Here is a 14415-nt window from a genome sequence, read left to right as displayed (position 1 = left end):
TCCTCTCCATGTACGCTATTCGAAATGTCCCAATGCGTCTACCGCCGAAAGATTGGAGGCCTTCCTGGCCGGGAAATAGGCCGTCAGGGCGGCCATGACGATTATCAGCGTGAAGCTGCCGATGATCGATTTCGCCGTCGGGTAAAAATAAAGGTGATGGTTCACCAGCAGTATCGAAAGAACGCTGTCGGTATTGATAGTGAAAAGCCCCAGTATCCACATCATGATGAAGGCCATGATGATGCCTGCAATGCACGCCATTGAGGTAAGGAGCACGATCTCGGTGATAAAAAGGTATTTCACGTCGACCCTCTGCATGCCGATGGCGCGGACGGTGCCTATTTCCCTGGTCCTTTCCCGGATGGTCATCCGCAGCGTGTTCAAGACCCCGATCAGTATGATAAAAAACAGGATAAGACCGGCGACAACGGCCACCAGGTTAAGGGCGGCCTCGAGCTTGAGAATGTCATCGGCGGTCTCGTACATGGTGTTGATGTCGAAGGAAGGCCCCTTCCACCTGGTCTTGGTCATATACGAAAGCTTTTTCTTCATCTCCTCCTGGGTGGCGGTCCTGGGGAGGAGCTTCCACTCGGGGGCAAAAACCTTCGCCAGCGCGGATTTCGCGCCAGGGATGTACGCGTCCTTCATGCCCCGGGGATCCGCGGGAAGGTTCTCCAGGTATGTCTTATAGAACGTCTTTTCGTTCAGAAGCATGATATTCTTCTCCGGCAGAACTCCGGAGTCGAAGACGCCTGAAACGACATAGCCGTTCTCGGTCACGGCGCCGCCGAACTTGTTTTTATACCTGTAGGTCAGGGCATCGCCTTTTTTTATGCCGAGGGATGCGGCGAGGCCCTTGCCGACCAGGACCCCCTTCTCGCTCTTCTCTTCCGGCAGCGCGCCGGACAGTATTGTCACGTGTTTGTCCATGATCGGGGCCGCTTCGGTTCCCCGAGAATAGCCGAGGGCCGTGGCGGGGGCGCTCTTTTTTCCGGAGGCGGCGTCCCCGAATATCACGGCGGTCCCCGGCTTCATCAGCGCATGGAGCTTGTCCGCCGCCCTGATCACCACCGCGGGATTGTTGAGCTTCTTGAAATTAATGTAGAGCGCCCCTGTTTCATGGTCCCTGTAGCCAAGGAGGTTCTTGATATCCTTGTGCCTGAGGAACATCACCATTTCCTCGAACATGTTGCTCGACCTGATGATGGCAGCCACGGTGAGCCGGGCGCTCTGCTGCTGTCCCGAAACCGTGCTCATCCGCGCCTTGATGGTGTCGCCGCATTTCACCCCCAGGGTTTTCGCCTTGGATGAATAGACGATCACCGGGTTTTCATACCTGTCGCCGGCGAAGTCCTTGAGGCTGCCCTCGACAACGTTCTGTCCGAAATAATCGTAAAACTCCTTGTCGATCTCGGCATTGACGATGATGGCGTTGTCCCCCTTGGCGTTGCCGATGACCCTCGAAAAAACGCCTATGGCCTCGAAAATCTTGTCGATGCCGTCTATATTGTTCTTTATGAGCTTGATATAACGATCCTTGTCTCTTATGACGCGCTTCTGACGGTTGCTGTCCTCCATGGCGGTGATGTTCATGTGGCCCACCATGAACACGATGAGCCTGTTGAAGAGCGTGTCAGAAATGCCGTAGGAAAAGGCGTTGGCCATGACGAGGATCATCATGCCGAAACCGATGGCGGTGCCGAGAAAAAAATTCCGCCTCTTCTGGCGCAGCAGGTTTCTCAGGCTCAATGACAGTATCAGTTTCATGGGAATCTCCTAGTCCCTCATGATGGCGTCAAGGGGGGTTATCCTCCGCGCCACCTTCAGGGGATACACGACGGCCAGGACCGTCACCAGGGAAAGCTCGATCACCCCGATGAGGATATCAAGGGCGTCAAGGGCCGGCTTGAACACGTCGCCGCCGAACAGGAGCTGCAGGATATGGTTATCCGACGTTATATTAAGGGAGTTCAGGATCGCGACGATTATGGCGCCTGCGATAATGCCCGCTCCGCCTGAAACAAAGGATATGATCGTGGTTTCCGCGAAAAACATGCCGGCTATGAAGGACTTCTGGGCCCCCACGGCCCGCATCATGCCTATCTCGCTCACCCGCTCCAGGGCCGCCATGCTCAGGGTGTTCATGATGATGATAATGGCCACGAAAAAGATCAGCATGACGAAACCGACGGTGGCGCCCCGCATGATCATGGCCATGTCCGCGAGCTGCCCGATGGCCTTCTTCCACGACACGGCGCGCGCCTCGGCGCCGGCGGCCTTGAAGGCGCCGTTGAGCCTGTCCACCGACCTGTCGATGGCGCCGATATCCTTGAGCTTGACGAAAACAAGATTGTAGGCGCCTGAATCGACATTGGCCTTCCTTCGGGCCGCCTTTTTCCCGATCAGCTTTGTCACGTCGTACCGTGTTGTTCCGGTATCCACTTTCTGCACCACGGTGTCGCCAAAGAGGTTATCGAAGTTGTCCTGCTCCAGGAGCTTCCGCTTCTCCTGCGGCACCTGCGTCACCGCGTCCGCAGCGGTCACGTAATTGAACACCTCCCGGAACGACTCGATGTCCATGATGTTGAAATTCTTCCAGAACTCGTCCAGGTAAGCGTACCTGACAATGCCCGTGACGTCCATCTTGATGTCCATGGTGGTGTTTTCCGAGCTCGTTCCCATCATTACGATGCCGTTCCTCACGTCCAGGCGCTTCTTGTCGGCCAGTGCCTCCGGCGTGAGGTTCTTATCAGACAGGGGGACCCCTTCGGGCTGAAGCCAGAAATCCTGCTCCTCGTAGACCCGTTTCCTGCTGCCGGATGACACCAGGATCCCTCGCTCGTCGTTCTTGAGGAACCGTCCCTCAACGAGCTTCACGTTATTCATGAACATCTTCTGGTAGTCTTCGAACCTGACGCCCAGGACCAGGGCGTATCCGACGTCGCCGTTGTCGTTCAATATCAGGGTGAGTCCCTTGCCCACCGGCAGGTACCGCTGGATGTAATTCTGGGACGAGAGGACCTTTTTCACCTTGTCATAGCCGGTTATGATCTCCACGTCCTTTCCCAGGGGCGTGAAGATGACGTTGTCCTGTTCCTGCTTGTCCGACATGATGACGATCTGGCCCGTGAAGCGGTTCATGATGTTTTCCCTGAGCCCCTTCTCCATGGCCGAAATTACGCCGTTGCCGATGGTCATGACCGTGGCTCCCAGGAACAGGATGATCCCGACAACCATGCTCTTCCCGCGGTGGCGCTGGATGTTGCGCCAGGCTATTTTAAAGATGAGGTCCATCTATTTTTTCCTCTTCGGCGAAGAACCGCCGCTCCTGGCGAGAGCTTTCTTTTTGACACCGTCCTGTTTAAGGAATTTCGAACTTTTTGTCCTGTCGACGATAAGCCCATCCCGTATTTTCACCACGTCCGTCGCGTACTGGAGGACATCCGGATCATGGGTGGAGAAAATAAAGGTGGTTTTCTCTATTTTGTTCAGCTGCTTCATCAGGGTAAGGATGGCGGCCCCGGTCTCGGAGTCAAGGTTGGCCGTCGGCTCATCGGCCAGGACGATCTGGGGCTTCGTGACCAGGGCCCGGGCAATGGCCACGCGCTGGCGCTGCCCGCCGGAAAGCTCCGCCGGCCGGTGCTCGATGTATTCCTTCAGGCCCACCTCTTCGATGCACTTTGTCGCGCGCTCCCGTATCTCCTCCTTGGACAGCTTCTGCTCCTTCATGAGCAGGAGGGGAAACTCCACGTTTTCAAGAAGATTAAGCACGGGAATAAGGTTAAACGTCTGGAAGATGAATCCCACCTTGAAAAGCCGTATATTGGTGAGGGCCTTATCGTCAAGCGTCGTTATCTCTTCACCCCCGATCTTCACGCTTCCTACCGTGGGGGTGTCAATGCATCCAATGAGATTCAGCAACGTAGTTTTGCCGCTCCCGGAAGGGCCCACTATGGAAATGAAGCCGCCCTCCTCGACGGAAAGATCGATGCCCCGCAGGGCATGGACCACTGTTTCACCGAGGGGATAATCTTTCTTGATGTTTTTCATTTCAATTATGTTCATATGCGCACCCGTTTCTATGATTACTACAACACCATTGTAACAGAAATGTGTCACTCCGTGGCTTTATTTCATCGGTAGAAATAATCCGCCACCGTGCCTTCAGGGTCCATGATACGTAATGAATCAACCGCTGTCTTGATGCAATAAACATTTAAAAAATGTATTGTCAATAAAATATATGATAACAAAGAATTTTTTGATTTCCATCCAGTTCCATATCAACATGGAAAAGCCCGGACAGGCTTGAATCATGAAAAACACTTGACAATTTGTTTGATATCAAACTAAATGCATCCATGAACAAGGATCATATCATATTCCTCATTGGAAGGATCAATTACAAGGCCAACCGCCTGCTGCAGTCAGAGCTTAAAAAGCACGGGATCAGGGGACTGGCCCCGTCCCACGGCGAGATAATCGGCGCTCTCATACTTCACGGGGAGATCCAGATGACGGGCCTCACCGCCCATATCGACAAGGACAAATCAACGATCACTGCCCTGGTCAACAAGCTCGTTCGACTCGGTTATGTAAAAAAAAGAAAGGACGCTGATGACAACCGCGTTACCTGGATCGGCCTCACCGACAAGGGGAACGCGCTGAAGCCGGACATCATGGAAATATCGCGGACCCTGAGAAAAAAGGCCTATGAAAACATCAGCGAAAGGGAGAAGGAGACACTGGTAACGCTTTTGTCCAAGATTAACTCAACAATGGAGGCGTAATGCCTCGTGGCATATTGTTTGATGTCAAACTAATCACAAAGGAGGTTGCACCATGAATGCGCCCGAAAAAATGTATGAGGTAATGCAGAAACATCTCGGTTATACTGACGAGGAGATGGTCCTGTTCAAAAAGAATCCCGCCAACGAAGCCGTTCTTGCCACGGCGCCCGAATTGATGAATAAAACGATAGTCTTCGAGGTCATCGAATCCAACGGATGCAACAGCCATCACAAGGTCGGTGACAGATTTTACTTCGATGGGGCCGGAAATCTCATCACGGCACTGAACCCTAAAAAGGTCTGTATTTATGCGCTGCAGGCCATGCTGCCCGTTATTTTCGCCAGCAATGAACTCATGTACAACGGCGTCGATCCAAACCGGATCAAGTTCAACCATGCCGGATGTTTCGATGTGGGCGTAAAATGCGGGGGCTGGGGGCGGATTATACTGCGGTACAGCATGGAAGACCGAAAAAAATAGGATAGGATTCGCCGTCATTCAGCAAAAAAGCCGGGAGGCCGGCGGGTGGACCTGCTTTAATGATCAGGACCCTGCCCCGCGGCCTCGACGCTTTTTTATGATGCACTACACCCTTGAGATCAATGACGAGAAGTCATTGTTCACGCCGATCATATCGAGCATTACCGAAATATTGCCCCGGTGATGGGTCTGGTGCACGAACCAGTGCAGCAGGACCTGCCAGAGGAGCTTGTCCATCTGCTCCCCCCTGATGTTCTTATACTGGATGCCGCGGATGAAATCCTGGTCGTTTATCTCATGGATGAATTCCTCGATCAGGGCGTCGACCTGCTTCCGGAGCTCAAATATGTACCGGAGGTCTCCTTTGGTTTTTTCCCTGATCTGGTGATCGTCCAGGGAGAGAAGCGCGTTATCCTTAAGGCATTTGGTGTCAGGATATATCGCCTGGAATCTCCGCAGCCACACAAGGTCGGTGGCGATGTTATGCATGAATGTCTCGAAGATCGAATGGAAGAAGGCCTTCGTGTCCGCCATGATCTGTTCGCGGGAGAGGCCGTTCAGCAGCTCCATCATGGCTTCATTGACGCTCCGGTTATACATCGCCAGGGTATGGAAAATGTTTCTCATGGAGCCTCCTCCTGTGGCCTGGTTTTATCTCTTGCGCCCCTTGACCTCAAGGCTCTTCTTGAACCATCGGCGCGATTCTTCCTCCCTGCCCGTTTCCTTCATGATCAGGGCCAGGTTGTTATAGGGAATGTAGTTGCCCGGATCGAGATTGACGGCAGCCAGGTACTCCTCCTCGGCCCGGGCATACTCCTTCAGGTCAAGGTAAATATCGCCGAGGGTGATGCGGGTGCTGGCCCTGTTCGGGTCCAGGACGCGGGCCGCCGAAAGGTCATTGAGGGCGTTCTTTGTGCGGCCCAACGCGTACAGGGCAGTCCCGCGGTTATGATAGGCTGATGAGAATTTCGGGTAGTGCCGCAGCGCCGAATTGAAATAGGGAACCGCCTCGAGAAATTTCTTCGACGACATCAGGTATGCGCCGATGTTATTGAACTCCACGCCGATGAATTCGTTCCTTCCGAGGGTTTTCAGGTACACGCCTTTCTTGAGGGAAACATCGGAAATTTTCAGGATCCTGATGTAATAGTTATCATCATAAGTCGCCGACTTTGTCGTCTCCCAGTTGACATAGGCGCCGTCATCGAGATAGAAGCGGACAAAGCTGTGATTGGGCGCATAGACCGGCACGATGGGGATTTTCAGCACTTCCGCGATGGCCGTGTAGACGGTGCAGTAGTTGTCACAGTCAATGGTTTTTTTATCAAGGCCCTTGCACAGGAGAAAGTTATCTCTGAACACAAAGCCTTCACCCTTTAGGAGGGAATCGATGCCCTTCAATACCGCAAGGGCTTCGTCCCTGGTGTACGCGGACTTGAGCGGAAGCCTCGCTTTCGCCTTCGCGATGATATCGTTGATACGCTCGAAGTGGATGGGACCGGCGCCAAAGGACTTTTCCATGTCCAGGAAATCGAAGGCTATGTTCTGCGGCTCTGGCCCGCTCTGCCGGGCCGCGGCTCCCATAGCCGTACCCGGCCCCGATCCGGCAACGGCAACAAAACAGATGATGGCACAGAAAGACAAGGCCCTGCATCTATACAGACAGTTCTTTACCATGGCAACCTCATGTTGATAGCTTCGTATATTTTATGAAAAAGTCAAGCACGATAAAATCCCCCCAGCAAGCTACGGGGTATTTTGTCGAATAATGTTTTGCCAGCGTTCGATAAAAAAATCATTTACCCACGAATTCGCCGTTAACCCATCGTCCCTCGAATTCCAGCCTGCCTTTGGCGTCATATGAAGCCCCCCATCCATGGGGCTTGCCGTCCTTCCAATCACCCTTGTACATCCTTCCCGTATGCTGCATGTGGGTCCCCTTCCCATGGGGTTTGCCGTCCTTCCATTGCCCCGTGTGCCTTTCCCCGAGGGGACTGGTGAAGGCGCCGATACCGTCATACTTCCCATCCTTCCAGCCGCCCCTGTACCTGCTCCCGTCGGGATAGGTCATGGTCCCCTCCCCGTTGAACACGCCGTTCAGCCACTGGCCTGAATAGACGCTGCCGTCCCCGGATTCCATGGTTCCCTTTCCATGACACCGGTCGTCCTTCCACTGCCCGGAATAGCTGAATCCGGCCCGGGTCGTGAAGGTTCCCGTACCGTCTCGCTTGCCATCCTTCCACTCTCCCTCGTACCTGCCGCCGTCGGGATAGTCCATGACACCCCTGCCGCCGATCCCCCTGTTCCTCCATTGGCCTTCATAACGGGTCCCGTCCGGGAAGGTGATGACCACATAGCCCAGGAGAAGCTTATCGTCTTTCCAGATACCGGACAGTCTGTCATCATTGGGATTGGTCAGGGTCCCCTGGCCGTTCTTGAAACCGTTTTTCCACATCCCCGCGTACCTGGAGCCGTCGGAAAGGGTTATCACGCCTTTCCCGTCGGGGCTCCCCTCTTTCCACTGCCCTTCATATATTTTCCCATCGGAATAATGAAAGGTCCCGGTGCCGTTCACGCAATTTCCCTTTACGCAACGGTCAGCGCCGCTGTTCCTGCCGTCTTCTATAACGCCGGTGGAGCAGCCTGAAATAAATACGGCGAGTACCGCTATTGATAGAAATTTCTTTTCCATTATTCTCCCTCATGGCATCAGATCATCAGATCATACAATCATGGACCTTGCTTATTGCTCTACTCACCGGCTGCCTTCTTGTGGATACGGGCCGTCTCAAACCAGGGTAACCATGCGTTCAAAAGGACCGGATACAACCAATGATACAAAAACCCTGAAATTCTTTCAAATAAATATATAATCATCATGCCCCGGCATCGGTAAAAAATTTTCACCCGGTTCCGGAACAAGGTGAGCGGTAATGATGAGAAAAAAAGAGTTTGACGATTAACGATAAAATAGTAAGATTTGAGTATATGCTACAAATAATACTATTATTCCGGCCAGGCTTGTACTATCTTGATACAATGACGATAACCGTATAGCAAGCCCTTCATAACCTATACCCAAGAGATCACGTTGAATATAATGGAGAATTCAATGAACGAATCAGAAATAAAAATGGCCTCCTTCAACACCGCCATGAAACGGATGTTGATCTATTCCGAAGGTATCAGTTATTGCATTCTGGTCCCTGTAACAACGGCGATCTTACTGTACCAGCTCAACATGGGAATTCAGAAAAACCTTATCTTCATCGGCGCCCTTGCCGTTGGGACCGTTGCGGCGCTGATTTCGTCCGTAATAATAAACAGGCGCACCATTGGGGGATTCAAGGAAACGTTCATAAAATGGGTTAACGGAATTCAGGTAGAGGAAGAAGAATATCGAGCCTCGCGCAAGGCATTTTTCGCTTTTCCCTTCATGCACAGCTTCATGGCGGTCCTGCGATGGTGTCTCATCATGCCCGCCTTCATAATCTTTGTCCATCTCCTCACCGATGTGTCAGGCGTGCAATTCTTTAACATGGTGGCGCTGCTGCTGTTCAATACGGTCCTCAGCGCCATTCTCTATTACCGCATGTCGGAACGGTTCATCGAGTCTATCGCCGACCTGGGGGCCCTTAACCGCGACATAGATACATCAAAAGAAAAGAAAAAACGCCTATCGCTGCCCCTCACCTACATCGTCATATCGTATATCGTGCTCATGCTGATATTCATATCAGGCGCGATCTTAAACCTGAGCCACAACCTGATAAAGAACATGTTCATAGAGGAGATGCGGAAGAGCTCGTCCACGATAGAAAAGAACGTGGAAACCCTCATTGACGAGAAAGCGGCTGAAATGAAGCTCCTGGCCGCCGACGCCGGGATCGGCCGCGCCCGGGGCGCCGGGAACCATGGCGCCCTTCTTAAAAAGCTTGTAAGCCAGAGCGATTACTACGAATACGCCTTCATAGCCACTGCCGGGGCGGCACCGGCCATACTCAGCGGTTCCACGCCCGCCCTGGCCGGCGGCCGGATAACGCAAACCGAAATAGCCGATTGCATCACCCGGTCCCAAAAGGGCGAGACGACCCTGAGCGGGGCCCACCTGTCGCCCGTGAACGGCAAGCCTGCAATGGTCATGTGCGTCCCCATCAAGGATGGCAAGGTGACGACATGTGTCATGGGTCTCTCATTTGACCTTGCCGCCGCGACCAAGCGCCTCATAGGCCAGGAGAAAATAGGCGACACCGGTTATACCTACATTGTCGACCGGGACTTTCTGTGTATGGCCCATCCCCAGAGCAAGATTCTCATGACAGACGCGAAAAAATTCGACTGGGGCAAAAAACTGGTAAAACTCCCCAGCGGATCGATCCTTGAATATGTATGGGAGGGAAAACACAAAATCCAGCTCAATAAAAAAAGCGAACGGTATGGTTTCAACACCCTGGCAACGATATACCTCTCGGACATAGACGGCAGGATCCTGGGTTCCGGCATCGTGATGATTCTGATATCCATCCTCGGCCTTGTGGCCGTCGGGATATCTATGTTCATTCTCATCAACAAGAAGCTCGAGCCCCTGGAGTCATACTCCCGCGTCATCGAAAATATCGCCCAGGGCGACCTGAACCAGCGGCTGACGGTGCTCTCCGACGACGAGGTGGGAAGGATGTCGATCAAGCTCATTTCCTTCATGCGGCGCCTCCGCCACGCACTGCGGAACATCAAGAACATTTCCGACGAGCTGGCGTCGTCATCCACGGAGATGTCGGCCACCGTCATGACCTTCTCGGACAACGCCCAGAACCAGGCCTCGTCAGCGGAAGAAGTGACCGCTACCGTCGAGGAGATGGCCGCCGGCATGGACAGCGTAACCAACGGCGCCCTCATACAATACGAGAGCATGGACACCCTCGGCAAGCAGCTGGCGGACCTGTCCGGCAAGATCGACGAGATGAACGTGAAGATACAGAACGCCTTTTCCATTGCGGACAGGGTGGCCGGCAAGGCCCATGACGGGGAACAGCTCCTGAAAGAGATGAGCGTGAGCATGTCCAAGATCATCGAAAGCTCCAACGAGATGACCAACATCCTCGGCATCATAACCGGGATATCCGAGCAGATCAACCTCCTCTCCCTGAACGCCTCCATCGAGGCAGCCCGGGCCGGTGAAGCGGGACGCGGCTTCGCGGTCGTCGCGGACGAGGTTTCCAAGCTTGCCGACCAGACCGCCACCTCGATCAAGGATATCGACCGCCATATCAAGAACAACGCGGAGGAAACGGCCCGCGGCATCACCAATTCCCAGAAAACCGTGGAGACCATCAGCATGATCATCGAGGGCGTCACCACCATGCGGTCGATGATGAGCTCCATCACGGAATTCATGCGGGCCCAAACCGAGATAAATCAAAACGTTAACAAAAAGGCCGAATACGCCGGAAGCCTCTCCAACGATATCCGTGTCGCCACAGAGGAGCAGAAAAATGCAGTCAACGAGATCGTAAAATCCGTGACCAACATCAACGAGCTCACCCAGGCCAACGCGTCCGGTTCCGAGGAGCTTTCCGGCACGTCGGAAAACCTGGCCTCCATGGCCGAGGCGCTGAAGCAGGCGGTGGATTATTTCAAGGTATGAGGCCTCCCTGCCGGTTCTTTTTGATCAAGACATAATAATTTACTATTGACAATTCCGGATTTATCCGCAATAGTCATCAAAAATCAACGGAGGTACACAGCATGAAAAAGATCGTCGTATTCGCCTCGCTCGTCATTCTTTCCGCTTTTATGATTTCCACGTCCCCGGTGCAAGTGACTGCCGACTCGGGCCTCTGCTTCAACTGCGGTTCCGGCAGCTCCTGCCAGCAGTGCGCGTCACCCTCAGGAAAAGACACCTCGGCCGACAGGAAAACCTGCGAAAACAGAGGATGCAAGATCACCGGCACATCGTCCTGCTCCACAGCGGCAAACGTGAAAAAGTGCTAACCGGTATCATACTTCCTTAAAATGAAAGGGGCTTCAGAAAAGGCCCCTTTTTTTATTGATCCGCTACTTTACAGAGAACTTCCCCGCTGTTTCGACTGTCATACTCTCAAAGAAAAGGTACAGGAGACGGCAATCATGAAACAGCTATTAATGTGCATTGTTCTATCGATCATGATAATCGCGCCCGCTGCAGGATATTCCCCCAGGCCGGCTCAGGAAGCAATTGACGTGCGCGTCATATCTGACAGTGGCGGAGTTTTACCGCGATATCGCGCCTTTCCCCGGACGTGCGGGGCCGGCGCCTACTACTACATGGAGGCCGTGAAGGGCGATCGCTATTCCATCGAGGTGACGAACAGGACGGGTCGTCGCATCGCCGTGGTCATCGCCGTGGACGGGAGGAACATCATAAGCGGCGTAAAATCATACCTCCGGAACAGCGAGCGGATGTACATCATCGAGCCCTATTCATCGAACACCTTCAATGGCTGGCGCACCTCCATGGAGCGGACGAACCGGTTCTATTTCACCGAGCAGTCGGATTCATACGCGGAGAGGGCTTTCGCGGACGGCTCCGCCATGGGCACTATCGCCGTGGGAGTATACCGTGAGAAGCAGTGCAACGTGACGCCGGTCACACCGTACCGCGATGATTACCGGTCAGGGTCGCGGAGCGACCGCAAGAGGAACTATTCCGAAAAGCAGAAGGGGGCAAGCGCCGAAAGTGAAGCCGGGACCGGCTTCGGCGAAACCACCTACTCCCCCGCCCGGGAGGTCCCCTTCGAGCCCGAACAGACCATGACCGACAAGGTCATCATGAAATATGAATGGCGCCAGGAGCTCTGCCGAAAAGGCATCGCTTCCTGTGAAAGGGAAAACAGGTTCTGGCCCGCCGCCAACGGTTTCGCCCCGGCGCCCCGTGATTTCAGGGAGTGATCCAATGATACGGTTCAAACAGCGCCTTGGAGGAATGGCAATCGCCTGATTAGCTCTCGATTATCCCTAAAAAGACGGGCTCCTCCCTCTTGGGCATGGGAGGAATGCCCTGGGGATACCCTACGATGATGGGCGCCACGATCGCCAGGTCCGGCGTTATTCCGAGCTCCCCGAGAAGGTTTGCGTCCCTTATATCCGACCCGAGGTTTACCCAGCAGGTACCCAATCCGTGGGCCGCGGCTGCGTTCATGAGATAGGCCGCGCAGAGGGCGCAGTCCACCTTGAGATTCCGGTAATCCCTCGGGCCAGCCAGGATGATGAGGGAGGGCGCGTTATAAAACACGTTGTAATCCTCATTCCTCAGGGCTTGTTCATACCTCTTGATATAGATCGCCGGATCCGCCTCGATCCTCGAAAGCAGGTTCTTCTTGCTTTCATCGGAGATACGCTTCATCTTCGCCGTATTGTTCACAATAACGAACCTCCACGGCTGGTTGTTGCCCGAACTGGGCGCGCAGGTGCTCTCTTTTATGATTTCCTTCAACAGCTCAGTGGGAACCGGCTTATCCAGGTATGCCCGAACCGACCGTCTCTTCATCAGCAACTCGTTATATTCCATATCGCCCTCGTCATGATATATTTTAATTGATGCCTGTTGGCGGTTCTTTTACCATATTCACCATGACAGGCCTGATCGCAGCATTGCGTGACCGCATAATGGCCAAATAAAAAAATCTACCTGAGCACTATGAAATCAACCAATAAAATTACAAGCGCTTTCCTGGCGGCGGCACTGCTGGCGGGAATACTGTTTTCCGGTGGCTGCGACAGGGATAACGCCTGGGATACGGTCGACACGCCCAGGGGCAAGGTGTTTTTGATGGCGTTGATCTTTGATTACTTGAAAACCTTCACCATCGGCGGCACGGTGACGGGCCTCACAGGCACTCTTGTGCTGCAGAACAACGGCGCCGATGACATCACCATTACATCGGATGGAACCTTCCAATTCGTCACTCCCCTTCACAGGAACGTGACCTACAGCGTCACGGTGTTTTCACAGCCGGCGACTCAAACCTGCACCCCAACAAACGGGAACGGCACCATCCGTAATGTCAATATAACCAACGTGACAGTGACCTGCATAACAAACTAACCTCAGACCGCCGATCCATAGAACCGATTTCCATCCGGCCCGCGCTACAATCTGAAGCCAAACCGTACGAACGGATAGACCGATGACAGGGGCTCGCCGCTGAAGAGCACCGATTGGTAATCGCATCCCGCTTCCATGAAAAAATAGCCGTCATAGGCGAACCTGAAAGAAAGCTGGGGATCGTAGTAAAGCCTGGTTATCATTTTATTTTTCGGGAAGATGCCCTGTATGCTCAGGTTCGTGAAAGAGGCGCCCACGAGACCGGCCAGGCGCAGGTCAAAGGCCCACAATTTGACGGTGCCAAGCTTGAAATCATAGAAAAGACCGGCTCCGGGAGAGATGGCCATCAGGGACATCTTAGCCTGGTCCCTGGTTTTGCCTTCAAAGGGTACGACGCCGATTGTGAGGGCGAATCCGAAATTGGATAGCACGGGAATATTCTTCACCGCCTCAATGCCGGACAGCCTGTACGATATCATCGCATGGCCGCCCGGGGAATAGTTCAGATACTTTTTCCAGCCGGTGACCGGGAAATGAAAGCTGCCGCCGAAGGCTATATCAAGGGGCCCCAGGCCAGCCACGCCGCGGGGATATCCTTCGGACTTCCTGCGCGCCTCTTCCTCTTTTTTGAGGGCCTCCGCTTTTTTGACGGCCTCTTCTTTTTTTAAAGCCTCTTCATTTGACGAATCCTGAGCCTCTTTACCCAGTTTGCCGATCTGGGTCAACGAGCCCCCCTCGCTATCATCCCTCGGTTGTTCCTTCTTTTTCACGATTATATCGGCCCAGTCCGAGCTACTGCCCGGCTTCAGGAAAACGTTCAGGGCTGATATTTTTATCTTGTACGAGCCGGGAGCGAGGTCGATCACCGCGTAACTGGGCGTCACGGTTTTTTTCGCGACCTCCCTGCCCTCGCCGTCTTTCACCTGCACGACATATCCCTGGGCGCCCTTGACGGCCTCCCATTCGATCCGTACCTGCCGTGTCTCCTCGGCGGCGAGGGGAAGGACCGCCGTCATGATTATAATCACTATCGCTTCTCGGAATGTGCGTTTTTTCATGGT

At 53.6% G+C, this 14415-nt stretch carries 13 protein-coding genes and 1 pseudogene; 6 read left to right on the top strand and 8 right to left on the bottom strand.

Annotation, left to right across the window (positions count from 1 at the left end; genetic code table 11):
• Positions 1–15: 15 nt before the first annotated feature.
• Genes KA369_06855 through KA369_06845 form a run of 3 tightly spaced genes read right to left on the bottom strand, consistent with a single transcriptional unit; the run spans position 16 to position 4065 of the window.
• Positions 16–1767, bottom strand: coding sequence for an FtsX-like permease family protein (locus tag KA369_06855; GenBank protein MBP7735677.1), 1752 nt, complete (start codon positions 1765–1767; stop codon positions 16–18).
• Positions 1768–1776: 9 nt separating this feature from the next.
• Positions 1777–3294: an FtsX-like permease family protein gene (locus tag KA369_06850; protein MBP7735676.1), complete on the bottom strand. Its 1518-nt coding sequence runs from the start codon at positions 3292–3294 to the stop codon at positions 1777–1779.
• Positions 3295–4065 (bottom strand): ABC transporter ATP-binding protein, encoded by a 771-nt coding sequence (locus KA369_06845; GenBank protein ID MBP7735675.1) that lies wholly within the window; start codon positions 4063–4065, stop codon positions 3295–3297.
• A gap of 296 nt (positions 4066–4361) precedes the next feature.
• On the opposite strand from KA369_06845, the gene KA369_06840 reads away from it, so the two are divergent.
• Together KA369_06840 and KA369_06835 are read left to right on the top strand one after the other, a co-directional pair.
• Complete coding sequence (locus KA369_06840) at positions 4362–4790, top strand: winged helix-turn-helix transcriptional regulator (protein ID MBP7735674.1); 429 nt, start codon at positions 4362–4364, stop codon at positions 4788–4790.
• A gap of 52 nt (positions 4791–4842) precedes the next feature.
• Positions 4843–5271: a TIGR04076 family protein gene (locus KA369_06835; protein ID MBP7735673.1), complete on the top strand. Its 429-nt coding sequence runs from the start codon at positions 4843–4845 to the stop codon at positions 5269–5271.
• A 105-nt stretch (positions 5272–5376) separates the two neighbouring features.
• On the opposite strand, the gene KA369_06830 is transcribed toward KA369_06835, so the two are convergent.
• The 3 genes from KA369_06830 to KA369_06820 all read right to left on the bottom strand — a co-directional run bounded on the left by KA369_06830 (position 5377) and on the right by KA369_06820 (position 7963).
• The gene (locus tag KA369_06830) at positions 5377–5898 is read right to left on the bottom strand and encodes a DinB family protein (GenBank protein MBP7735672.1); all 522 of its coding nucleotides are present in this window, start codon (positions 5896–5898) and stop codon (positions 5377–5379) included.
• A 24-nt stretch (positions 5899–5922) separates the two neighbouring features.
• Positions 5923–6948: a tetratricopeptide repeat protein gene (locus KA369_06825; GenBank protein MBP7735671.1), complete on the bottom strand. Its 1026-nt coding sequence runs from the start codon at positions 6946–6948 to the stop codon at positions 5923–5925.
• Between the two features lie 118 nt (positions 6949–7066).
• Positions 7067–7963, bottom strand: coding sequence for a molecular chaperone Tir (locus tag KA369_06820; protein MBP7735670.1), 897 nt, complete (start codon positions 7961–7963; stop codon positions 7067–7069).
• Positions 7964–8383: 420 nt separating this feature from the next.
• Between KA369_06820 and KA369_06815 the strand changes: the two genes are divergently transcribed.
• The 3 genes and pseudogenes from KA369_06815 (at position 8384) to KA369_06805 (ending at position 12198) form a co-directional block, all read left to right on the top strand.
• Positions 8384–10915: a methyl-accepting chemotaxis protein gene (locus KA369_06815; GenBank protein ID MBP7735669.1), complete on the top strand. Its 2532-nt coding sequence runs from the start codon at positions 8384–8386 to the stop codon at positions 10913–10915.
• A 149-nt stretch (positions 10916–11064) separates the two neighbouring features.
• Positions 11065–11259, top strand: a pseudogene (locus tag KA369_06810) (hypothetical protein).
• 138 nt (positions 11260–11397) lie between these two features.
• Positions 11398–12198, top strand: a complete 801-nt coding sequence (locus tag KA369_06805; protein MBP7735668.1) for a hypothetical protein — start codon at positions 11398–11400, stop codon at positions 12196–12198.
• Positions 12199–12247: 49 nt separating this feature from the next.
• Here KA369_06805 and KA369_06800 read toward each other — a convergent pair whose 3' ends face one another.
• Positions 12248–12817, bottom strand: coding sequence for a nitroreductase family protein (locus KA369_06800; GenBank protein MBP7735667.1), 570 nt, complete (start codon positions 12815–12817; stop codon positions 12248–12250).
• Between the two features lie 129 nt (positions 12818–12946).
• Here KA369_06800 and KA369_06795 point away from each other — a divergent pair, with 129 nt between their 5' ends.
• Positions 12947–13354, top strand: a complete 408-nt coding sequence (locus KA369_06795) for a hypothetical protein (GenBank protein MBP7735666.1) — start codon at positions 12947–12949, stop codon at positions 13352–13354.
• A gap of 44 nt (positions 13355–13398) precedes the next feature.
• Here KA369_06795 and KA369_06790 read toward each other — a convergent pair whose 3' ends face one another.
• The gene (locus KA369_06790; protein ID MBP7735665.1) at positions 13399–14412 is read right to left on the bottom strand and encodes a hypothetical protein; all 1014 of its coding nucleotides are present in this window, start codon (positions 14410–14412) and stop codon (positions 13399–13401) included.
• Positions 14413–14415: the final 3 nt, after the last annotated feature.

This window comes from Spirochaetota bacterium (assembly GCA_017999915.1).
In the GTDB taxonomy this organism is placed as follows: Bacteria; Spirochaetota; UBA4802; order UBA4802; family UBA5550; genus RBG-16-49-21.
Note: the sequence above shows the minus strand (reverse complement) of the source record. Positions and strands in the feature narration are given on the sequence as shown.